Source organism: Streptomyces sp. NPDC088124 (assembly GCF_040685895.1).
GTDB lineage: Bacteria > Actinomycetota > Actinomycetes > Streptomycetales > Streptomycetaceae > Streptomyces.
The window spans coordinates 1-20,755 of sequence record NZ_JBFBJB010000073.1; the positions used below are offsets into that span (position 1 = coordinate 1).

The window sequence follows — 20,755 nt, forward strand, 5'->3', positions numbered from 1 at the left end:
GGACGCGGTCTCCGAGGTGAACCGGTCACCCGTGAGCTGCATCCCGTCACCGGAGTCACCCGCGAAACGAATGATCACCCGCTCCAGACGACGGATCGCCTTCTCCGGACCACGGATCACATGGGCCCGAGCCGGACGGGCCGTTCCGTCCGGGTGGTCCCCGGAGGGCCCCGGGTCACTCGTCTGAGTCGTGTCAACGGCCACCGGCCGCTCCTTCCCGTCGACGCGGCGAACTGTCCGCCGGCGCACGGTATTGAGCGACCCTTGTGATCGGCCAAAGCCGCGTGACCGCGACCGGCGGACGCCGTCACGGCAGCCAGTCGGCGTTCCGGGCGATGCGGATCGCGTCGATCCGGTTACGCGCGTTGAGCTTGCTGACGATGGTGGTCAGATAGTTGCGTACGGTCCCCACCGACAGCCGCAGCACAGAGGCGATCTCCCGTGCCTCCTCGCCCTCCGCCGTGAGCCGCAGTATCTGGGCCTCCCGGTCGGTGAGGGGATTCTCGAACTCTCCCCATGCCGCCAGCGCCAGTTCCAGGTCGAAGGCCCGCTGTCCCGCGGCCACCCGTCGTACGGCGGTGGCGAGTTCGGAGGAGGGGGCGTCCTTGAGGAGATAGCCGGAGACCCGGGCCTCCAGGGCCCGGCGCAGGGTGCCGGGCCGGCCGAGGCTGGTGAGGATGAGGGCGCCGCACTGCGGGAGCCGTTCGCGTAGCTGCGTCGCGGCCGACAGACCGTCGACACCGGGCAGATCGATGTCGATGACGGCGACCTCGGGCCGGTACTTGAGCGCCATGTCGACGATCTCGTCGCCGCGTTCGACCTCACAGACCACTTCGAGATCGTCGTGGAGATTCAGCAGGGCGACCAAGGCGCCGCGGACCATGTTCATGTCCTCGGCGATCAGTATGCGTATCACCGAAGTCCTCCGAGGATGCCCCGGCCTTCAGGCCGGGGAGGAATCGGACTCCTGCGAAGCAGGGCAGGGGTAGCAGAGTTTTCGCCCTCAGGGCGATTCGGCGTTTGCCACGGCGGCGCGCTCGCCCTCCAGGCGGTGGACGATCTCGGCGTTGACCGACCGGTGAGCCGCGCGGGCCTGGTCGGCGAGCCACTGGTGAAGGTCTTCAGGAAGGCGGAGGATGGTGCGCTTTTCATCATTTATGCCTCAACTGTAGTGCTAGACTGACGTCATGACGACAATTCAGGAGACAGGTAAGACCGGGTGCGCCCGGTACGCCTACCGTCTCCGCGTGTCGTCGACCGCGACCGCCCGCCTTGAGGCCGAGTGGTCGCGCTGCCGGTGGATCTGGAACGAGTCCGTCGCCCGGTCCCGCAAGGCCCGCGCCGAGGATGAGAAATGCGGCCCGGCCCGCCTCGACAGGATGCTGACCGAGGCGCGCGCCGCGAACGCCTGGCTTCGCGGAGGATCCTCGGTCCCGCAGCAGCAGCTGATCCGGGACTTCGCGAAATCCCGCGCCAAGGCACTGAAGGACTTCACGGCACGCGTCCCGATTGCGCGGCGGGCGGGGATGCCCCGGTACAAGAGGAAGCACGGCGCCGAGCCGTCCCTGAACTACACGCGGCGCGGGTTCCGCCTCAAGGATGGACGCCTGCACCTCGCCGGTGGCATCACGGTGACGGTGGTCTGGTCGCGTGAGCTCCCGGCCGCCCCGTCGAGCGTGCGGGTGTACCGGGACAGCCTCGGCCACTGGTACGCCTCGTTCGTCGTGGAAACGCTCAACGAGCCGCTGCCCGCCACCGGTACGGTGATCGGCATCGACTGGGGGGTCAAGGAGACCGCGACCACCACCAGCGACGCCCACGACCTCCCGCACCCGCAGCACGGCCGCGCGGCAGCCGCCAGGCTGGCCCGGTACCAGAAGCAGATGGCCAGGCGGAAGCCCGCGCGCGGGAAGCCGGCGTCGAAGGGTTACCGGAGGGCGTCCCGCGCGGCGGCGAAGGTCCACAAGAAGACTGCCCGGCAGCGCCAGGACACCGCCCGCAAATGGGCCAAGACTGTTGTCCGCGACTTCGACCACATCGCCGTCGAGGACTTCAAACCGAAATTCCTCGCGAAGTCCACGATGGCCCGCAAGGCCGCCGACGCCGCGATCGGGGCGACGAAGACCGCGCTGACCGCGATGGCCCGCAAGCACGGCCGCACCGTGCACCTGGTGCACCCGGCCCATACGACGATGGACTGTTCCCAGTGCGGTGCGAGAACCAAGCACGCACTCCCCCTCTCCGAACGAACCTACGCGTGCACCGCGTGCGGAGCCGTGTCCCCCAGGGACAAGAACTCCGCCCGCGTGATGCTCGTCCGGGCTGGTCTCAACCCGGCTGGTGCCGATGGCGGAAGACCTGGGGGAGCGCCGCTCCCCCAGGCAGCCTGAGCCAGGAATCCCCCTGCTTCAGCTGGGGGAGGATGTCAATGAGCTCCCGTCTGTGGTCCGTGAGGGCCCGGATCGTGGCGAGGCGGCGCGGTCCGTGCCGTTGCCGCGGGGGCGCGTGGTCATGCGGCTGATCCGTTGGGCGGGAAGGTGATCTCCCTGAGTTCCGCGGAAGGGTCCGGTGTTCTCCTGGCGGGTGCTTCGGCGAGGAGACGGAAGGTGCCGTCCTCCCCGGGGCCCGATTCGAGGCGTCCGCCCAGTGCGGTCATGCGTGCGTGGAGGTTGCCGAGTCCATTGCCCGTGTGGGATCCGGGGTTGTGGTGGGCGGGGTCCGCGCCGTCGTTCTCGACCACGAGGCGGACCAGGCCGTCCTGTTGGACGGCTTTGATGCGGCAGTGTGCGGCTTTGCTGTGCCGCAGGAGATTGGTGACGGCTTCGCGCAGCGTGGTGGCGAATTCGGTCTCGACGTGGGGGGAGAGTGCGGCGACTTCGACCTGCACCCGTACGTCGATGCCCGCGGCGTCGAGCATCGCCCGCGCGGTTCTGATCTCCTGACGGAGCGACAGGGTGCGGTAACCGCTGGCGGCTCTGCGGACATCGGCGAGGGACTGGCCGGCGATGGTCAGGACCTCGCCGACCTCTTCCATGGCGCGCTGCGGCTGGGTGGGGATGAGGTGGTGGATGAGTTCGCTCTTGAGGGTGATGGAGGAGAGGCTGAAACCGAGGAGGTCGTGCAGGTCGCGGGCGAAGCGGAGCCGTTCGCCGGTGACGGCTCGGCGGGCGAGTTCGGCGCGGGTGGTGTGGAGGTGTGTGGTCAGCTCCGTCAGCCGGGTGAGCCCGTAGAGGACGAGTCCCGGCAGGAGCGTGGTGTGGGAGAAGGCGGCGCTCTCGATGAGGGTGCGGGCGTCGAGGAGCGGCGGGACGAGCATGCTGAGGCCCACGGTGGCGTAGAGCGGCCAGGCCGCCCGGGGTGGCAGCAGGAGCAGCAGTGAGCCGGCCAGGTAGCCGGCCATGGTTTCCCAGTAGGTCCCGAAGACGACGACGGGGAAGTAGGTCAGGAGCGCCTGGAGGGTGAGGGTCAGGCATCTCCGGGGCAGGGGAGCCCGGCTCCCGCCCGGTGCGGAGTGGAGGAGTTGCAGGGCGAGGAGCGGCAGGAGGAGGAGCAGGCTGACGGCCTCGGCCGGCTGCGGCATTCCGGCGCTCAGGATGCCCGCGGTGGTGAGGAGCGCGTAGCCGAGCAGCGTGGCGACGAGGAGGGCGCGGGCCGGCCGGGAAACGGGAAGGCCGATGCTGGGACTGGGCGGGGCCACCGCCTCGGGTCTGCTCCCCCTCGACTCGTCCGCACGGCCGGAACGTTCATGACTGTCCATCATCTGCACTGTCCCCCGCAACATGTGCGTCATCCTGCGGGGAGGATAAGTCAACTCAGTGAAGACTGTGCGGCGATCAGGGTCTCGTGGGCACAAGTTTATGGAACCGATCGATCGTCATGCCTCTGCGGTGTTTCGCTGTTCCTGCTGGTCAGGCGCCCAGTATGGGGTGCGGCGGGTGGGTGTTCCGGTGGGTGCGTGATGGATGGATCATTAAAAGGGTGATGAGTGCGGGTATGTCCCCGGCGCGGGGCGGCTCCGGGGTGACCGGCGAGCCCGGAACCGGGCTGTGAGCGACCGGCCCTGGCGTCGGTCGTCCGGCGCCGCGACATTCGAACGCCCGCGCGGGACCTGAGGCCTGCCCGCCGCGGAGGTCGCCGCGGAGGCCGCCGTGCCGGTTACCGCGCCGACCGCCGTGCCGGTCACCGTGCCGGTCACCGTGCCGACCGCCGTGCCGGTCACCGTGCCGGTCACCGTGCCGACCGCCGCGCCGGCCGTCGCCGGAGGCCGCTCCCTGTCCGCTCTGCACAAGCGGCTCTTTAGAGCCCCCTCGCAGGATTCGAGCGAACAGCACGCCGTCGGCGTCGGGCCGGCAGTCTCGGAGAGGTCAGCGATGCGCGTTCTTTTCACCATCTTTCCGACATCGGCACATCTCTACCCAGCCATCCCGCTGGCATGGGCGCTGCAGAGTGCCGGTCACGAGGTCGTGGTGGCGAGCCCCGAGGGGGTGGTCGACCCGAAGGTGATCGAGAACATCACCTCGGCCGGCCTCACCGCGGTGTCGCTGGGCGGCAAGGAGGAACTCACCGCCTCGCTGGCGCCCCTCATGGCCGGCGCGGGCCCCAACAGGCCCACCCTGGCGCTCGATCCCGCCGACGAGAACGCCTGGCGTCAGGCCAGGGCCGTACTGGCGGGCATGTTCCACGCGTACTACCCGCCGGAGCCGGCGGACGGCGGGCGTCGGCCGGTCCTCGACACGCTGGTGGAGTTCGCCCGCGACTGGCGCCCCGACCTGGTGCTGTGGGATCCGCTGGCGCCGACCGGGGCGGTGGCCGCGCGTGCCTGCGGCGCCGCCCACGCGCGTCTCCTGTTCGGTATGGACAACATCGGTCTGATCCGTTCCAGGACGCGGCAGGAGCTGGCCGATCCGTCCTCGGGTGTGACCGAGGACCCGTGGATGTCCTGGCTGGGCCCGGTGCTGGAGCGCTACGGCCTCGACTTCGCCGAGGAGACCCTGGTCGGCCAGTGGACCCTCGACCTGACCCAGTCCCGGATGCGTGATCCGCTGGACCTGACGTACGTCCCGGTCCGCCGGGTCCCGTACAACGGCGCCGCCACACTTCCCCCGTGGCTGCACTCCCGGCCCGAGCGGCCCCGCGCGGTGCTCACCCTGGGGGTGAGCCGCCGGCTGCTCGCCGGCCGGCACAGCGGCTTCCCGATGCGGGAGTTCTTCGACTCCGTGTCCGGCCTGGAGCTGGAGCTGGTGGCGACGCTGAACAGCGAGCAGCTCACCGCCGTGGGCACCCTCCCGGACAACGTCCGCGCGATCGAGTACGTACCGCTCAACCAGGTGCTGCCCACCAGCTCGGCGATCATCCACCACGGTGGCGGCGGGACGTTCGCCGCGGCCGTCGCGTTCACGGTGCCGCAGCTCGTCGTGCCGCTCCCGATGTGGGACGAGATGGTCACGGCGCGGTACGTCGCCCGCCGGGGCGCGGGACTGGCCGCCGACCCGGCGGCGCTCGACGCCGACACCGTACGCAAGGACCTCCTCCGGCTGATCGAGGAGCCCTCCTTCCAGCTCGGGGCCCGCGGTCTCCACGCGGACATGCTGGCCGCCCCGGCGCCGAAGGACGTGGTCCCGGTCCTGGAGCGGCTGACCGCGGAACACCGCGGCTAGCGAACCCGGCCTCCGCCCGCACCACACGAGTCGAGTCCAGGACGAAAGGGTGAGCGAACCGTGCGCATCGAGGAAACCACCATCCCCGGCACGTTTCTGATCGAGCCGGACCAACTCTCCGACGACCGGGGGGTGTTCTACGAGTCGATGCGGACCGACGAACTGGAGCGGTCCGCGGGGATCACCTTCCGGCCCCGTCAGATCAACTACTCGGTCTCCAGGCGCCACACCCTGCGCGGCATCCACAGCGTGAGCATCCCCCCGGGGCAGGCCAAGTTCGTCACCTGTGTCCGGGGCGTGCTGCGCGACATCGTCGTCGACCTCAGGGTCGGCTCGCCCACCTTCGGCAGGCACCAGGTGAACGAACTGGACGCCGCCTCGGGCCGGTCCGTGTACGTCCCGGAAGGCGTCGGCCACGGATTCCTGGCGCTCACCGACGACAGCTGCATCTGCTACGTCGTCTCCAGCACGTACGTCCCCGGCACACAGATCGACATCAACCCGCTCGACCCCGACCTGGACCTGCCCTGGAACTGCGCCGGGGAGCCACTGATCTCGGACAAGGACGCGCGTGCGCCCTCCCTGGCCGAGGCCCTCGCAGCGGGCACACTGCCCGACTTCCACGCCGCCTGACGCGGCGGCACCACTGTCCCGCCGCCCGCCGGCACACCGAGAACGGCACGTCCGAGCGGCCGCGCACACCGCGCACCGGACCGAAGAGGCACCACCACATGATTCGAGAGGACCAGCCATGAAGGCTCTGGTGTTGGCCGGCGGATCGGGAACCCGTCTACGGCCCTTCAGCTACTCCATGCCCAAACAGCTCATCCCCATCGCGAACACACCGGTCCTGGAATACGTCCTGAGGAACATCCTGGACCTGGGCGTCACCGAGATCGGCGTCATCGTCGGCGACCGCGCCCCCGAGATCCACCAGGCCCTCGGGGACGGATCGCGGTTCGGGGCACGGCTGACCTACATCCGGCAGGAGGCCCCGCTCGGCCTCGCCCACACCGTCGCCATCGCCCGGGACTTCCTCGGTGACGACGACTTCGTGATGTACCTCGGCGACAACATGCTGCCCGACGGGATCGCCGGCATCGCCGAGGAGTTCGCCGCACACCGCCCGGCCGCCCATGTCGTCGTCCACAAGGTCCCGGACCCGCGGGCCTTCGGCGTGGCCGAACTGGGCCCCGACGGCACCGTGCTGCGCCTGGTGGAGAAGCCGCGGCAGCCGCGCAGCGACCTGGCCCTGATCGGCGTGTACTTCTTCACCCCCGCCATCCACGAGGCGGTCCGGGCCATCGAGCCCAGCGCCCGCGGCGAACTGGAGATCACCGACGCGATCCAGTGGCTGGTGTCGTCGGGCGCGGAGGTACGGGCCGGCCAGTACGAGGGCTACTGGAAGGACACCGGGAACGTCGAGGACGTCCTGGAGTGCAACCAGCGCATCCTGGAGAGCCTGCGGCCCTCCGTGGCCGGCGAGGTCGACGGCGCCAGCGTGCTGGCGGGACCGGTCGTCGTGGAAGAGGGGGCGCGCGTCGTGCGCTCCCGCGTCGAGGGGCCGGCGATCATCGGTGCCGGCACGGTCGTGGAGGACAGCCACATCGGCCCGCACACGTCCATCGGACGCGGCTGCGCGGTCACCGGAAGCCGGCTGGAGTACTCCATCGCCCTGGACGGGGCGTCGGTCACCGGCGTCCAGGGCCTGCGCAACTCCCTCATCGGCCGCTCCGCCTCCGTCGGCACCACGCTGGAGAGCACGGACCGTTACCGCCTGGTCGTCGGAGACCACACCCGAGTGGAAGTCGCGGCATGAGGATCCTCGTCACCGGAGCGGCCGGTTTCATCGGCTCCCACTTCGTCCGCAACCTCCTCGCGAACACCTACGCGGGGTGGGAGGACGCCGGGGTCACCGCGCTGGACAAGCTGACCTACGCGGGCAACCGCGACAACCTGCCGGCCTCGCACCCGCGCCTGGAGTTCGTCCGCGGCGACATCTGCGACCCGGGCCTGCTGCGCGAACTGCTGCCCGGACACGACGCCGTGGTGCACTTCGCCGCGGAGTCCCACGTGGACCGCTCGCTCCAGGGTGCGGGGGAGTTCTTCCGTACCAATGTCCTGGGCACCCAGACACTGCTCGACGCCGTGCTGGACAGCGGTGTCGAGCGGGTCGTGCACGTCTCCACCGACGAGGTGTACGGCTCGATCGACGAGGGTTCCTGGACCGAGGACCTGCCGCTGCTGCCCAACACCCCCTACGCGGCCTCCAAGGCCTGTTCCGACCTGGTCGCCCGCACCTACTGGCGCACCCACGGGGTGGACCTCTCCGTCACACGCTGCTCCAACAACTACGGGCCGTACCAGCACCCCGAGAAGCTCATCCCGCGGTTCGTCACCAACCTGCTGCAGGGGAAGCAGGTGCCGCTGTACGGCGACGGACGCAACGTCCGCGAATGGCTGCACGTGGACGACCATTGCCGGGGCATCCACCTCGTGCTCCAGGGCGGCCGGGCCGGTGAGATCTACAACATCGGCGGCGGCAACGAGCGGACCAACCGCGAAATCACCGAGCGGCTCCTCGAACTGACCGGCTCGGGACCGGAGATGATCCGCCCCGTCGCCGACCGCAAGGCGCACGACCTGCGGTACTCCATCGACGAGTCCAAGATCCGGGACGAGCTGGGCTATGCGCCGCTGACCGGATTCGAGGAGGGCCTGGCCGCCACGGTGGCCTGGTACCGCGACCACACCGACTGGTGGAAGACCGTCATGTACGAGGCCGGACATGCCGACGGCTGACACCGGCGGAGCCGCCGGGCTCCGTGTCGTGGTGCTCGGCGGCACCGGCTACCTGGGCCGCCGCCTCGGCGAGGCCTTCACCGCCGACGGCGCCCTGGTGCACCTGGTGTCCCGGAGCCCGGCGCGGGGCGGCCCGGCGGACCCGCGTACCGTCCGCATGGACCTGCTGGCGGCGGGCCCGCGCGAACTCACCGGGTTCTTCGGCTCGGTACGGCCCGACGTGGTGGTCAACGCGGCCGGCCGGGTCTGGCGGTCCGGCGAGGCCGAGATGGCCGCGGGCAACGCGGACCTGGTGGCCCGGGTCACGGAGTCACTCGCCGGCCTGCCGCGCCCGCCCCGGTTCATCCAGCTCGGCACCGTCCACGAGTACGGCGCCGGCACACCGGGGGCCGGCACCCCCGAGGAGCAGGAGCCCGCCCCCGTCACCCCGTACGGGCGCACCAAACTCCTCGGCACCCGGATCGTGCTGCGGGCCGCGGCGGACCACGGCCTCGACGGTGTGGTGCTCCGCCTCGCCAACGTGATCGGCGCCGGGGTGCCGGCCGGCAGCCTCTTCGGCATGGTCGCCGCGCACCTCGGCGCCGCCGCCCGCGCCCGGTCCCTGGGCAGGACACCGGACGAGCTCAGGCTCCCGCCGCTGCGCGCCCACCGCGACATCGTGGACGCGCGGGACGCCGTCGACGCCGTACGGGCCGCCGCCGTCGCACCGGCGGGGGAGCTCGGCGGCCAAGTGATCAACATCGGCCGCGGCGAGGCCGTCCCGATGCGTGCGCTGATCCACCGCATGGTCGAACTCAGCGGCGTGGACCTCCCGGTCACCGAGGCCGACGCCGGCCGGCCCGCGCGCACGGACGCGGAGTGGCTGCAACTGGACGTGTCCCGGGCGCTGCGGCTCCTGCGATGGCAGCCGCGGCGCTCCCTTGACGACTCGCTGCTCGACTCGCTGTGCGACCTGCTCGCGGCCGCGGTGCCGACGCCAGCCAACGAAAAGGAATGACGATGAGCGATACCGCCGTTAACGCCGATACCGCCGACACCAAGGAACGGGTGCTCGACGAGGTCCGCAGGTACCACCGGGAGACCGCGCCCGACCGGGAGTTCGTGCCCGGTGTGACCGAGATCTGGCCGTCCGGGGCGGTCCTGGACGAAGCGGACCGGGTCGCGATCGTCGAGGCCGCGCTGACCCTGCGGATCGCCGCCGGGCCCAGCTCCAGGAAGTTCGAGTCCGCCTTCGCCAAGCGCCTGAAGCGGCGCAAGGCCCATCTGACCAACTCCGGTTCGTCGGCGAACCTCCTCGCCGTCTCGGCCCTCACCTCCCACCAGCTCGGTGACCGGCGGCTGAAGCCGGGCGACGAGGTGATCACCGTCGCGGCGGGGTTCCCCACCACCGTCAACCCGATCCTGCAGAACGGGCTCCTGCCGGTCTTCGTCGACGTGGACCTGGCCACGTACAACACCACGGCCGACCGGGTGGCGGCGGCCATCGGCCCCAAGACCCGGGCGATCATCATCGCCCACGCGCTCGGCAACCCCTTCGAGGTCGCCGAGGTGGCCCAGCTCGCCGAGGAGCACGGCCTCTTCCTCATCGAGGACAACTGCGACGCGGTCGGCTCCACCTACGACGGCCGGATCACCGGCACCTTCGGCGCCCTCACCACGGTCAGCTTCTACCCCGCGCACCACCTCACCATGGGCGAGGGCGGCTGCGTCCTCACCTCCGACCTCGGCCTGGCCCGCATCGTGGAGTCACTGCGCGACTGGGGGCGGGACTGCTGGTGCGAACCCGGCAAGAACAACACCTGCTTCAAGCGGTTCGAGTACCAGATGGGCAACCTGCCCGCCGGATACGACCACAAGTACATCTTCTCCCACGTCGGTTACAACCTGAAGGGCACCGACATCCAGGCCGCGCTGGGCCTCACCCAGCTCGACCGGCTCGACGGCTTCATCGAGGCGCGGCGGCGCAACTGGCGCCGACTGCGCGAGGGGCTCGACGGGGTTCCGGGCCTGCTGCTCCCCGAGCCCACCCCGCGCTCGGAGCCGAGCTGGTTCGGTTTCGTCATCACCGTCGACCCCGAGGCCCGCTTCACCCGCGCCGAACTCGTCGCCCACCTGGAGGAACGGAAGATCGGCACCCGGCGGCTGTTCGCCGGCAACCTCACCCGCCAGCCCGCCTACATCGACCAGCCCCACCGTGTCGTCGGCGACCTCACCAACAGCGACATCATCACCGAGCACACCTTCTGGGTCGGCGTCTACCCGGGCCTCACCGACGAAATGCTCGACTACGTGACCGCCACGATCAAGGAGTTCGTGGCGCAGCGCGGCTGAGCCCGGACCCATCGCCTCCCCAGAGATCAGGAAGACGACGATGGAGATAGTGGGAACCGGATTCCTGGCACGGTGTCTGCGTCCGCTGGCCGGCCTGCATCCGGACACCGTGGCCCTCGCCGCGGGGGAATCCAGAACGAGCGGCGCCTCCGACGCGGACTTCGCACGGGAGGCCGCACTGCTCCGCGATGTCACCAAGCGGTGCGCGGCCGACGGGCAGCGGCTGCTGTTCTTCTCCACGGCCGCGACCGGAATGTACGGGGGCGCCGAGGGACCGGGCAGCGAGGACGTCCCGGTGACCCCCTGCACCCCGTACGGCGCACACAAACTCGCCCTGGAACAGCAGCTGCGCGACTCCGGGGCCGACCACCTCATCCTCCGGCTCGCGCACCTGGTGGGACCGCACGGGCGGTACCACCAGCTCGTCCCCACGCTCGTGCGGCAGGTACGCGAGGGCGTGGTCACCCTGCACCGGGGCGCCACCCGTGACCTGATCCGGGTCAGCGACGCGATCACCGTCATCGACCGGCTGCTCGCCACGGGCCCGCGGGCCGACACGGTCAACGTGGCCTCCGGATTCGCCGTCCCGGTGGAAGACATCGTCGGCCATCTCGCCGGCGCGCTGGGGCTGGAACCGCGCACGGAGTACGTGGCCACCGGCGTCCCGTACGCCATCTCCACCCGGAAGCTCCGCGCCCTGGTCCCCCACGTGGCCGACATGGGCTTCGGCCCCGACTACTACCAGCTGGTCCTCAACCACTTCCTCGCGGCCGAACATGCCTGACCCGGCCGCGTACGCGTCACGAGAAAGGCGGGAAGTCCCTCCGATGCCGTCCCCACTCATCCAGATACCTGAGAACCAGACAGCGGAGCACCCGAGCCTGCCCGCCCGCATCGCCCTGTCGGCCGCCGCCCGGGGCGCGCACCTGCGTACCGAGGACTTCGGCGACTGGCTGGCCGAACGGGGCAGGGCCAACGCCTTCCGGGTGGAGCGGATACCGTTCGCGGAGCTGGACGGCTGGTCGTTCCAGGAGTCCACCGGGAACCTGGTGCACCGCAGCGGCCGGTTCTTCACCGTCGAGGGCCTGCACATCACGGAGGACGCCGAGCCGCACGGCGACGGCCCCTACGCCGACTGGTACCAGCCCATCATCAAACAGCCCGAGGTGGGCATCCTCGGCATCCTCGTCAAGGAGTTCGACGGGGTGCTGCACTTCCTGATGCAGGCGAAGATGGAGCCGGGCAACCCGAACCTCCTCCAGCTCTCGCCCACGGTCCAGGCGACCCGCAGCAACTACACCAAGGCCCACCAGGGCGCGGACGTCAAGTACCTCGAATACTTCGTCGGGCCGAAGCGCGGCCGGATCATCGCGGACGTGCTCCAGTCCGAGCACGGCTCGTGGTTCTACCGCAAGTCCAACCGCAACATGGTCGTGGAGGCGGTGGGCGACGTGCCGCTGCTGGACGACTTCTGCTGGCTCACCCTCGGACAGATCCACGCACTGCTGCGCCGGGACAACGTGGTCAACATGGACTCCCGTACGGTGCTGTCCTGCCTGCCCTTCGAGGACACCTCGGACGGTGCCCTGCACTCCGAGACCGAACTGCTCTCCTGGATCACGGGCGAGCGCACCCGCCACTCCGTACGGACCGAGCGCGTCCCCCTGGACTCCATTCCCGGCTGGAAGCGCGGCGAGAGCGCGATCGAGCACGAGGAGGGCCGCTACTTCAACGTCGTGGCCGTCTCCGTACAGGCGGGGAACCGTGAGGTGACGGGGTGGACCCAGCCCCTGTTCGAGCCGGTCGGCCTGGGTGTCACCGCCTTCCTCACCCGCGAGTTCGGCGGCGTCCCGCATGTGCTGGTGCACGCCCGGGTCGAGGCGGGCTTCCTCGACACCGTCGAGCTGGGACCGACCGTGCAGTGCACCCCCGACAACTACGCCCACCTGCCCGAGAGGGAACGCCCCCGGTTCCTGGACACCGTGCTGCGGGCCGGCGCGGACCGCATCCGGTACGAAGTCGTGCACTCCGAGGAGGGCGGGCGCTTCCTCAACGCCGAGAGCCGCTTCCTCATCGTCGACGCGGACGAGGCCGACGCCCCGCTCGACCCGCCGCCCGGCTACGCCTGGGTCACCCGCGAGCAGCTCACCTTCCTGGTCCGGCACGGCCACTACCTCAACGTCCAGGCCCGCACCATGCTCGCCTGCCTCCACGCGACGGCGCTGAGCACCCGGTGACCGGACCCCTGCGGGTGGGGGTGCTCGGATGCGCGGGCATCGCGCTGCGCCGCATGCTCCCCGCCTTCGCGGCCTGCCCCGGCATCGAGATCGCGGCCGTGGCCAGCCGGGACCCGGCCAAGGCGCGGCAGGTCGCGGAGCGCTTCGGCTGCCGTCCCGTGCACGGATACGGCGCGCTCCTCGAACGCGACGACATCGAGGCCGTCTACGTACCGCTGCCCGCGGCGCTGCACGCCCGGTGGACCGAGGCGGCACTGAACACGGGCCGGCACGTCCTCGCCGAGAAGCCCCTGACCACGGACCGCCACCGGACCGCGGAACTGCTCGCACTCGCCGGCGCCCGCGGCCTGGTGCTCATGGAGAACGTCATGTTCGTCCATCACCACCGGCACCGCGCCGTACGGGAGCTGATCGCCGACGGGGCGATAGGCGAACTCCGCGCGTTCCAGGCGGTGTTCACCATCCCGCCGCTCCCGGACGGCGATATCCGGTACGACCCCGGACTCGGCGGCGGAGCACTGGCGGACGTCGGGGTCTACCCCCTGCGGGCCGCGCTGCACTTCCTCGGCCCGGGACTCGACGTCGTCGGCGCCCGCCTCGACCGGGGCGCGGGGCGGCGCGTCGAGACCTCCGGCGCCGCGCTGCTGAGCACTCCCGGCGCCGTCACCGCCCAGATCACCTTCGGCATGGAGCACGCCTACCGCTCCTCGTACGAACTGTGGGGCAGCGAGGGCGGCATCACCGTCGACCGGGCGTTCACCCCGCCCGCCGACCACGCCCCCGTCATCGGCCTGCACCGCGGCGGGAGGACCGAGGAGATCCGGCTCGCACCGCACGACCAGGTGGCGGCCACCGTCGCCGCCTTCGCGGCCGCGGTGCGCGCCGGAGCCCTCCCGGACACCCACACCACCCTGCGGCAGGCGGAACTCCTCGACGAGACACACCGCTCCGCCTCGCGCGGAGCACCCGTCACCACTGGATGAGCGGCCGCTGACCGGGCCCTCGGCGACGACCCGCCGAAGGACACCGCCGGCCCATGAAAGGAGACACCTGTGCGACGCCACATCGCTTTCTTCAACTTTCCGGCCGTAGGCCATGTCAATCCCACGATCGGCATGGTCGAGGAACTGGTGAAACGCGGCCACCGCGTCACCTGCACCGTGACGGACCACTTCGCCCCCATCGTGAAGGCCGCCGGCGCCGAACCGGTCCGGTACGACTCGGTCTTCGGCGACTTCTACCGCGTCCCGCTCACCCCCGAGGAGAACGCGGGCGAGGGGCTGCGCTGCCTGGACGAGGCGCTCTCCCTCGTGGAGCAGGTCGGGCCGTTCTACGAGGAGAACCGCCCCGATGTGATCGTCCACGACTTCATGGCGTGGGGCGCGCGTTTCTACGCGGCCGGCCATGACATTCCGCTGATCCGCACCTATCCGGTGTTCGGCGCGAACGAGCACTTCTCGATCCGGGAGAAGTTCCCGCTGGCGGAGCTGACCGACCCGCGGATGATGGAGGCGGTGCGGAAACTCGCGGGCGTGCTGCCCCGGTTCGGTCTGCCGGCCGACCCGATGGGCTTCATCACGGCGATCGAGAAGCTCGGCATCATCTTCCTCCCGCGCGACTTCCAGTACGCCGGCGAGACCTTCGACGAACGGTTCGTCTTCACCGGCCCCTGCATCGCCGAACGCCCCTACCAGGGCACCTGGGAGCCCGCTTCGGCGGACCGGCCCGTGCTGCTGATCTCGCTCGGCACCTCGGCCAGGAACTGGCCGGAGTTCTTCACCATGGCCATCGAGGCCTTCGGTGACTCCGAGTGGGACGTGCTCATCACCGTCGGAGACCACACCGACCCGGCCGACCTCGGACCGCTGCCCGCGAACGTCGACGTACGACGGTGGGCGCCGCAGCTCGACGTGCTCCGCCACGCCCGGCTGTTCATCCAGCACGGCGGCATGAACAGCATCATGGAGTCGCTCGACAACGGCGTGCCCATGGTGGCCGTGCCGCAGACGAACGAGCAGCGGGCGAACGCCCTGCGCGTGGAAGAGCTGGGCCTGGGCCGTGTCCTCGCCAAGGAGGACGTCACGGTGGGGAGCCTGCGCGAGGTCGCGGCCCAGGTCACGGGCGACGCGTCCCTGACCGAACGAGTGCGGGCCATGGGGGAGCGCATGCGGTCCGTCAACGGCCCGGCCGTCGGGGCCGACGCCGTCGAGTCGTACCTGGCCCGGCTGAGCTGAACCGAGCCGAGCACCGCCGCCGCGCCGCGGATCCGTGTCGCGGGTGGCCCCACCGGTGTCGTACGGCCCTGTCGCCCTCCCGGCGCGGGCCCACCGGCCGTGCGACACCGGCCGTGCGACACCGGCCGTACAACACCGGCCGTACGACACCGGCCGGAACCTCCGCGACACGCCCTGGCGCCCCTCCGAAGGCGCCGCCCACCGAACGGGGACGGGACCCGAGAACCATGGACCACCTCGAAGAACTCAAGGACTTCGCCCGCCTGCACGCCCGGGGCCAGGGCATGACGGCCGAGCACGCCACACGGGTCCTCGCCCGTATCACCAACGACACCACGGGGGACCCGGACTCCTGGGCCGCGGTGTGGACCGCCGAGGGCCGGGCCGCCGCCGACCGCGGCGACCTCCTCGACGCGTGCCGGCACTACGCGCTCGCCCGTTTCCCGTACCACGGTGACGCCGACCGCCTGGGCGCCCAGCGGCTCTGCGTCGACACCTTCGACCGGTGGAGCCGTGACCAGGGCGGTGTCGAGCGCCTGGAGTTCACCCACACCGACGGCACCGTCGCCTGCTGGGCCGCCGGACTCGACCGCTCCCGCCCGCTGCTGATCGTCATGGGCGGCATCGTCAGCGTCAAGGAACAGTGGGCGCCGCTCCTGCCCCTGCTGCGCGGACTCGGCTTCGCCGCCGTCGTCACCGAACTGCCGGGCGTCGGCGAGAACACCGTCCCCTACGGCCCGGACTCCTGGCGCACCCTCGGCTTCCTGCTCGACCGGCTCGCCGACCGTGCCCGGGTCTCCGACACCTCGCTGCTCGCCCTCAGCTTCAGCGGCCATCTCGCCCTGCGCGCCGCCGCCGAGGACCCGCGGATCCGCCGCGTGCTCACCGTGGGCGCACCCGTCGACGGCTTCTTCACCGACGAGACCTGGTGGCCCCGGGTGCCCGGCATCACGACCGAGACCCTGCGCCGCCTCACCGGCGCCGAGGACCTCACCGCACTCCGGCTGCTGCTGCCGCGGTTCGCCCTCACACCGGAGCAGCTCCGGCGGGTGCGGATACCCGTCCGGTACGTCGCCAGCGGCCGCGACGAGATCATCCCGCCCACGGAGCAGGCGCTGCTGCGCCGGACGCTCGACGACATCCGGTTCAGGACATTCGACGACGTACACGGATCGCCCGCCCATCTCGGCGCGATGCGGCGCTGGCTCTTCTCCCAGCTGCTGTGGCTGCGCATCGCGCGCCGCCGCCCCCGGCCGGCATCCCCCACGTCACCCGGCGCGCGCCCCTCCTGAGCGAGCCCGGGAATGACAGGAGCCGGCCATACCAGCCATCGAGGCACCGCCCCCTGGCCGACCGGCTGCCGACGGCATCGCACGGGTGCAAGAGTGTCACCATGACCGCGCACCTCATTTCCGTCATCGGGAGCAGTCCTGGTGTTGGCAAATCCACCCTGTGACGTGCTGTAGCCGAGTGGCTGGCCGACACCGGCGCATCGGTCGACCACTTCGAGGAAGCCGACATTCTCACACGGTCGGCCTTCAGACCCGTGGCCGAAGAGTTCGCCGGCGGTGCCGCCGGCGTCCGGCCTGAGACCCTCCTGGAGTCCACTCGCGCGTATGTCGCGGAGTCACTCGCGGCAGGCAGGGACTACTTGGTGACGGACGCCCTCCTCCCCCTCATTCCGTCCCTCGTTGCCAGGATGTATTCGACGAGACAGGGGATCGTGGGCGTCGACGACGTATGGAGGAGAGGTCGCGGCTGTGCCTCCGACTGGCGGAGCTGATACGGGGGCGCCCTCACTGGACAGGGCAGCGTTTGTCGCGAGTGTGCGCAAGCAGGTTCGGGCGCTGGAGGCGGACCTCCGTGAGCGCAGTGACGACGTCGACCGGTACCGCGACAGGCTGCGGGCCGCGTACGAGCACGCACGGGCTTCCGGTCGCACAGCCGCCACGTACGGTGCCTGGCGGGACGAGCGCATCACTCAGGCCGCGGTGGCTTGGATGCTGGGCACGGTGTTCGTGCGCTTCTGCGAGGACAACGGACTCATCGACCGGCCCTTTGTCGCGGGGCCGGGGCGGCGGCTGGCCGAGGCGGAGGAACGGCAGGCCGCCTATCGCGCCGAGCGTCCCGGGACCAACGACCGGGACTGGCTGGCGGAGGCGTTCACGCACCTGGCGCGGTCCCACATGGCGATGGCCCGCATCTTTGACCGGGCGAGCAATCCCCTGTGGGAATTTTCGCCTTCTCCGCAAGCGGCGGCTGAATTGATTGCGTTCTGGAGGCGGCGAGGCGAGGACGGGTCTCTTCGTATCGACTTCACTTCTCCGGAACTTGATACCGACTTCCTGGGGGACTTGTATCAGGACATCAGTGAGGCGTCGAGAAATTCCTACGCGTTGGTCCGGACTCCTGATTTCATCGCGGAATTCGTCCTGGATCTCACCGTCGATCCGGCCGTCGCGGAATTTGGGCCCGGTGGATTCCGCGGGATCGATCCGGCCTGCGGATCGGGAACGTTTCCGCTGGGGCTCTTCGATCGGCTTCTGGCTGCCTGGCGGGCGGTGGAGCCCGGAACCCCGGATCACGAGTTGATCCGTCGGACCCTGGACTCCGTCCACGGCTGCGACGCGAATCCGTTCGCCGTGAGCATCACGCGGTTCAGGCTGCTGATGGCCGCTGCGCGGGCCGGCGGGCGCGGGGCGCTGAGTGGGCTGCCGGGACATGTGATCAACGTGGCGGTGGGCGACGCCCTGCTGGACGGGCGCGGCGCCCCTGGGGGAGTGTCGCTGTTGCCCCTCGCGGGGGAGGAGGGTGACAGTGCCGGAACGATCGAGGACGTCGACGAGTTCTCCGGGGCGTGCGATCTCCTGGGCCGGAACTCTTACCATGTCGTGATCTCGGAGCCTCCTTTTACTTCCGTGCGCGACAGGTTGAAAAACGCCACATATCGGGCGGCGTATGCTGTGGCCTCCGGGAAATTCCCGCTCTCGGTCCTTTTCACGGAGCTCATGTTCCAGCTGGCTGTGCGGAAAAACAGCAGGACCTCCGGCGGTTACGTCGGTCAGTACACATCCAGTACTTTCGCTACGCGTGACTTCGGCGAGAAGCTGATCGACGAGTTCTTTCCGGGCGTCGCGCTGACACATGTCATCGACACCTCTGGTGTCTACCTGCCGGGCCACATGATCCCGACCCTGATCCTGATCGGTCGGAACGATCCGACCATGCCGGATACCCGCGTGCGCTCGGTTCTTGGTGTGCACGGTGAACCGAAGCGGCCGGCGGATCCGGCAGAGGGGATCGTGTGGAAGTCGATCCTCGACCAGATCGACCGGCCCGGCAGCACCTCGGAATGGGTGAGTGTCCAGGACGAACCCAGGCGGCGCTTCTCGCGCTTCCCATGGGCGTTGACGGGTGGTGGGGCCGTGGACCTCATGGACATGCTTTCGCGGGTCCCTCGACGGTTGGCCGACATCCTCTCCGGCTCGGTCGGCGTCGTCGCGGATCCGGGTCAGCGAGAGGTCTTCGCTCTCGGACAGCCCTGGTTCGTCCGGCATCCGGACTCGGCCGCGCTGGGCCTCGGCATGATCACCGGTGAGACCGTACGGGACTGGCGTGCGGAAGTATCGACGGAGGTGCTGGCCCCCTACGACGGGGACGGCTCACCGCTCCACCTGGACCTCGGCACCTCATGGGCACGCCACCTCTGGACGATGCGGCAGACGCTCCGGACGGCTCCCGGGGCCCGGGAATCATCCAGAACCGGGGCCGCGCCATGGTGGACCTGGAGGTACTGGTCCCGCGACGCCCCTCGGGGCCCGGTGATCACTTTCGCGTCCGTCGCCACGCACAACAGCTTCGCTCTGGAGTACGGCGGACGAGTGTTCAGCAGGACCGCGCCCGTACTGCGACTCTCCCCCGCCGAGACCGAGGACGAGTACATCGCGCTGCTGGGAGTGCTCAACTCTTCGACGGTCTGCTTCTGGCTCAAGCGGACCGGTTCCGCCACCGGGTTCGACGGCTTGGGCGCCTCTTCGCCCGGTGAGGAATGGGCGCGGGCCTACCGTTTCGCCACGGGGTCTCTCTCACGGACTCCGCTGCCGAATGCCGCTCCATCTGTCCGCGCGCGGGAACTGCATGCCCTGGCCCGGCTGCTTGACGTCCATGAGCCGAGCGCCGTCTGTGCGCAGGGCCATCCGCCCAGCCGAAGCGCTTTGGACGTGGCGAGGACCGCTCATGATGAGACGCGTCGTCAGATGATCGCCCTCCAGGAGGAACTGGACTGGGAGGTCTACGCCTCCTACGGACTGCTGTCCGACGACGAGCAGGCTCGCCTGACCACCTCCCCTGATGTTCCACCGCCTCCGCTGCGGCTGGGCGAGCGTGCTTCCGACATCGTGCTGGCACGCAAAATCGCCGCCGGTGAGGCTTCGGAGTCGTGGTTCGTGAAGAATCCCTGGCCCGAGAGGCGCAGCACGACGCCGATCACCGAGATTCCGCAGCACTGGCCGGCTGCCTACAAGGAGGTCGTGCGGGCCAGAATCGATGCCATCGAGTCCCACCGGGCGATCTCCGTCGTCGAGCGCCCGGAGTACAAGCGACGGTGGTCGTCGGAGCCGTGGGAGCGGCGCGAGGCGCAAGCGCTGCGTATCTGGTTGCTCGGCCGTTGCGAGGACGAACGACTCTGGTTCGAGCACAGGAACGGGAGCAAGTACCCGCGTCCCCGGACGATTGACCAACTCGCAGAAGCTCTCGGCGTCGATGCCGCAGTCCGTTCCGTGGCCGCGCTCTATGCGACCGACCATCTTGGGAGGCGGGACGCGGCACTGCGTGATGTGCTGGCGGCGATTCTGGCCGACGAGCACGTCCCCTACGTGTCGGCGCTGAGGTACAAGGAGTCGGGACTGCGTAAACGCGCCCAGTGGGAGCAGGTGTGGGAGCTCCAGCGCAGCGAGGACAGGACGGGTGAGGCGCTGGGTATCCCCGTCCCGCCGAAGTTCAGCGCCGCCGACTTCCGGTATGCCTCCTACTGGTCGCTTCGAGGCAGCCTCGACATTCCCCGGGAACGCTTCGTCTCCTATCCCGGCGCCGTTGCCGACGGAGACGGCCTGCTGATCGGCTGGTCCGGCTGGAGCGATACGGACCGCGTTCATGTGCTGCTGGATCTCGTCGGCGTGCTCCGGCAGCAGTCTCACCCGAGCGTTCACCAGATCGCCCCCCTGCTCGCCGGTATTCAGGAACTGATCCCATGGATTCGCCAATGGCAGGCCCTGGCAGGGCCAGGCGCGGACCTCGATCACGCAGAAGCCTTCCAACGGGAGTTCGACGGCCTGCGCACCGCTTTGGGGATCAGCACCCACCACTTGACCTCCTGGCGACCGCGGAAAGTCACATCGAGGGGGAAGTGATCGGAAGGCTCGGCCTTGTCGCCGAGACCTGCCGGCTGTTCCGGGCGGGAACGGGGGCCACGCAGGTGGCTGGTTCCGTGGACGGC

17 protein-coding genes and 1 pseudogene are annotated in these 20,755 nt (G+C 70.1%); 14 read left to right on the forward strand and 4 right to left on the reverse strand.

Annotated elements, in window-relative coordinates; genetic code table 11:
• The 3 genes from AB0P17_RS37870 to AB0P17_RS37880 all read right to left on the reverse strand — a co-directional run.
• A partial coding sequence (locus tag AB0P17_RS37870; RefSeq protein ID WP_365818628.1) for a hypothetical protein occupies positions 1 to 204 on the reverse strand: 204 nt, incomplete at its 3' end.
• 103 nt (positions 205 to 307) lie between these two features.
• On the reverse strand, positions 308 to 916 hold the full coding sequence (locus tag AB0P17_RS37875) for a response regulator transcription factor (RefSeq protein WP_365818630.1): 609 nt from the start codon (positions 914 to 916) through the stop codon (positions 308 to 310).
• An 87-nt stretch (positions 917 to 1,003) separates the two neighbouring features.
• Positions 1,004 to 1,159, reverse strand: a complete 156-nt coding sequence (locus tag AB0P17_RS37880) for an Arc family DNA-binding protein (protein WP_365818692.1) — start codon at positions 1,157 to 1,159, stop codon at positions 1,004 to 1,006.
• Positions 1,160 to 1,187: 28 nt separating this feature from the next.
• On the opposite strand from AB0P17_RS37880, the gene AB0P17_RS37885 reads away from it, so the two are divergent.
• The gene (locus tag AB0P17_RS37885) at positions 1,188 to 2,390 is read left to right on the forward strand and encodes a transposase (protein ID WP_365818632.1); all 1,203 of its coding nucleotides are present in this window, start codon (positions 1,188 to 1,190) and stop codon (positions 2,388 to 2,390) included.
• Between the two features lie 119 nt (positions 2,391 to 2,509).
• Here the strand turns inward: AB0P17_RS37885 and AB0P17_RS37890 are convergent, their stop codons facing one another.
• Complete coding sequence (locus AB0P17_RS37890) at positions 2,510 to 3,697, reverse strand: histidine kinase (RefSeq protein ID WP_365818634.1); 1,188 nt, start codon at positions 3,695 to 3,697, stop codon at positions 2,510 to 2,512.
• 451 nt (positions 3,698 to 4,148) lie between these two features.
• Between AB0P17_RS37890 and AB0P17_RS37895 the strand changes: the two genes are divergently transcribed.
• The 13 genes and pseudogenes from AB0P17_RS37895 to pglX all read left to right on the forward strand — a co-directional run bounded on the left by AB0P17_RS37895 (position 4,149) and on the right by pglX (position 20,669).
• A complete protein-coding gene (locus AB0P17_RS37895) occupies positions 4,149 to 5,657 on the forward strand; it encodes an activator-dependent family glycosyltransferase (RefSeq protein ID WP_365818636.1) in 1,509 nt (502 codons plus the stop codon).
• A gap of 60 nt (positions 5,658 to 5,717) precedes the next feature.
• Positions 5,718 to 6,290 (forward strand): dTDP-4-dehydrorhamnose 3,5-epimerase, encoded by a 573-nt coding sequence (rfbC, locus tag AB0P17_RS37900; RefSeq protein ID WP_365818638.1) that lies wholly within the window; start codon positions 5,718 to 5,720, stop codon positions 6,288 to 6,290.
• 118 nt (positions 6,291 to 6,408) lie between these two features.
• On the forward strand, positions 6,409 to 7,476 hold the full coding sequence (locus tag AB0P17_RS37905) for a glucose-1-phosphate thymidylyltransferase (protein WP_365818640.1): 1,068 nt from the start codon (positions 6,409 to 6,411) through the stop codon (positions 7,474 to 7,476).
• Entirely contained in the window at positions 7,473 to 8,459 is a 987-nt protein-coding gene (gene rfbB, locus AB0P17_RS37910) for a dTDP-glucose 4,6-dehydratase (RefSeq protein ID WP_365818642.1), read from the forward strand. Before AB0P17_RS37905 ends, rfbB begins: the two co-directional genes overlap by 4 nt.
• Positions 8,446 to 9,456, forward strand: a complete 1,011-nt coding sequence (locus tag AB0P17_RS37915; protein WP_365818644.1) for an NAD-dependent epimerase/dehydratase — start codon at positions 8,446 to 8,448, stop codon at positions 9,454 to 9,456. The genes rfbB and AB0P17_RS37915 overlap by 14 nt, the downstream gene beginning before the upstream one ends.
• Before the next feature lie 2 nt (positions 9,457 to 9,458).
• Positions 9,459 to 10,790 (forward strand): lipopolysaccharide biosynthesis protein RfbH, encoded by a 1,332-nt coding sequence (rfbH, locus tag AB0P17_RS37920; RefSeq protein ID WP_365818646.1) that lies wholly within the window; start codon positions 9,459 to 9,461, stop codon positions 10,788 to 10,790.
• A 40-nt stretch (positions 10,791 to 10,830) separates the two neighbouring features.
• Positions 10,831 to 11,574: an NAD-dependent epimerase/dehydratase family protein gene (locus tag AB0P17_RS37925; RefSeq protein ID WP_365818648.1), complete on the forward strand. Its 744-nt coding sequence runs from the start codon at positions 10,831 to 10,833 to the stop codon at positions 11,572 to 11,574.
• A 43-nt stretch (positions 11,575 to 11,617) separates the two neighbouring features.
• Positions 11,618 to 13,027, forward strand: coding sequence for an NDP-hexose 2,3-dehydratase family protein (locus AB0P17_RS37930; RefSeq protein WP_365818650.1), 1,410 nt, complete (start codon positions 11,618 to 11,620; stop codon positions 13,025 to 13,027).
• Entirely contained in the window at positions 13,024 to 14,010 is a 987-nt protein-coding gene (locus tag AB0P17_RS37935; RefSeq protein WP_365818652.1) for a Gfo/Idh/MocA family oxidoreductase, read from the forward strand. Before AB0P17_RS37930 ends, AB0P17_RS37935 begins: the two co-directional genes overlap by 4 nt.
• 69 nt (positions 14,011 to 14,079) lie before the next feature.
• Positions 14,080 to 15,261, forward strand: a complete 1,182-nt coding sequence (locus tag AB0P17_RS37940) for a macrolide family glycosyltransferase (protein ID WP_365818654.1) — start codon at positions 14,080 to 14,082, stop codon at positions 15,259 to 15,261.
• Between the two features lie 227 nt (positions 15,262 to 15,488).
• Positions 15,489 to 16,553 carry an alpha/beta hydrolase gene (locus AB0P17_RS37945; protein WP_365818656.1) on the forward strand — a complete coding sequence of 355 codons (1,065 nt, stop codon included), beginning with the start codon at positions 15,489 to 15,491 and terminating at the stop codon, positions 16,551 to 16,553.
• Positions 16,554 to 16,654: 101 nt separating this feature from the next.
• Positions 16,655 to 16,957 (forward strand): annotated as a pseudogene (locus tag AB0P17_RS37950) (hypothetical protein); the annotation flags it as partial.
• Positions 16,958 to 17,087: 130 nt separating this feature from the next.
• A complete protein-coding gene (pglX, locus tag AB0P17_RS37955; protein ID WP_365818658.1) occupies positions 17,088 to 20,669 on the forward strand; it encodes a BREX-2 system adenine-specific DNA-methyltransferase PglX in 3,582 nt (1,193 codons plus the stop codon).
• Positions 20,670 to 20,755: the final 86 nt, after the last annotated feature.

Excerpts from the sequence above, each read along its gene's own strand:
- rfbH (WP_365818646.1), top strand. The coding sequence starts at position 9,459 with ATGAGCGATACCGCCGTTAACGCCGATACCGCCGACACCAAGGAACGG.
- AB0P17_RS37905 (WP_365818640.1), top strand. The coding sequence starts at position 6,409 with ATGAAGGCTCTGGTGTTGGCCGGCGGATCGGGAACCCGTCTACGGCCC.
- AB0P17_RS37930 (WP_365818650.1), top strand. The coding sequence starts at position 11,618 with ATGCCGTCCCCACTCATCCAGATACCTGAGAACCAGACAGCGGAGCAC.
- rfbB (WP_365818642.1), top strand. The coding sequence starts at position 7,473 with ATGAGGATCCTCGTCACCGGAGCGGCCGGTTTCATCGGCTCCCACTTC.
- AB0P17_RS37885 (WP_365818632.1), top strand. The coding sequence starts at position 1,188 with ATGACGACAATTCAGGAGACAGGTAAGACCGGGTGCGCCCGGTACGCC.
- AB0P17_RS37915 (WP_365818644.1), top strand. The coding sequence starts at position 8,446 with ATGCCGACGGCTGACACCGGCGGAGCCGCCGGGCTCCGTGTCGTGGTG.
- AB0P17_RS37945 (WP_365818656.1), top strand. The coding sequence starts at position 15,489 with ATGGACCACCTCGAAGAACTCAAGGACTTCGCCCGCCTGCACGCCCGG.
- AB0P17_RS37925 (WP_365818648.1), top strand. The coding sequence starts at position 10,831 with ATGGAGATAGTGGGAACCGGATTCCTGGCACGGTGTCTGCGTCCGCTG.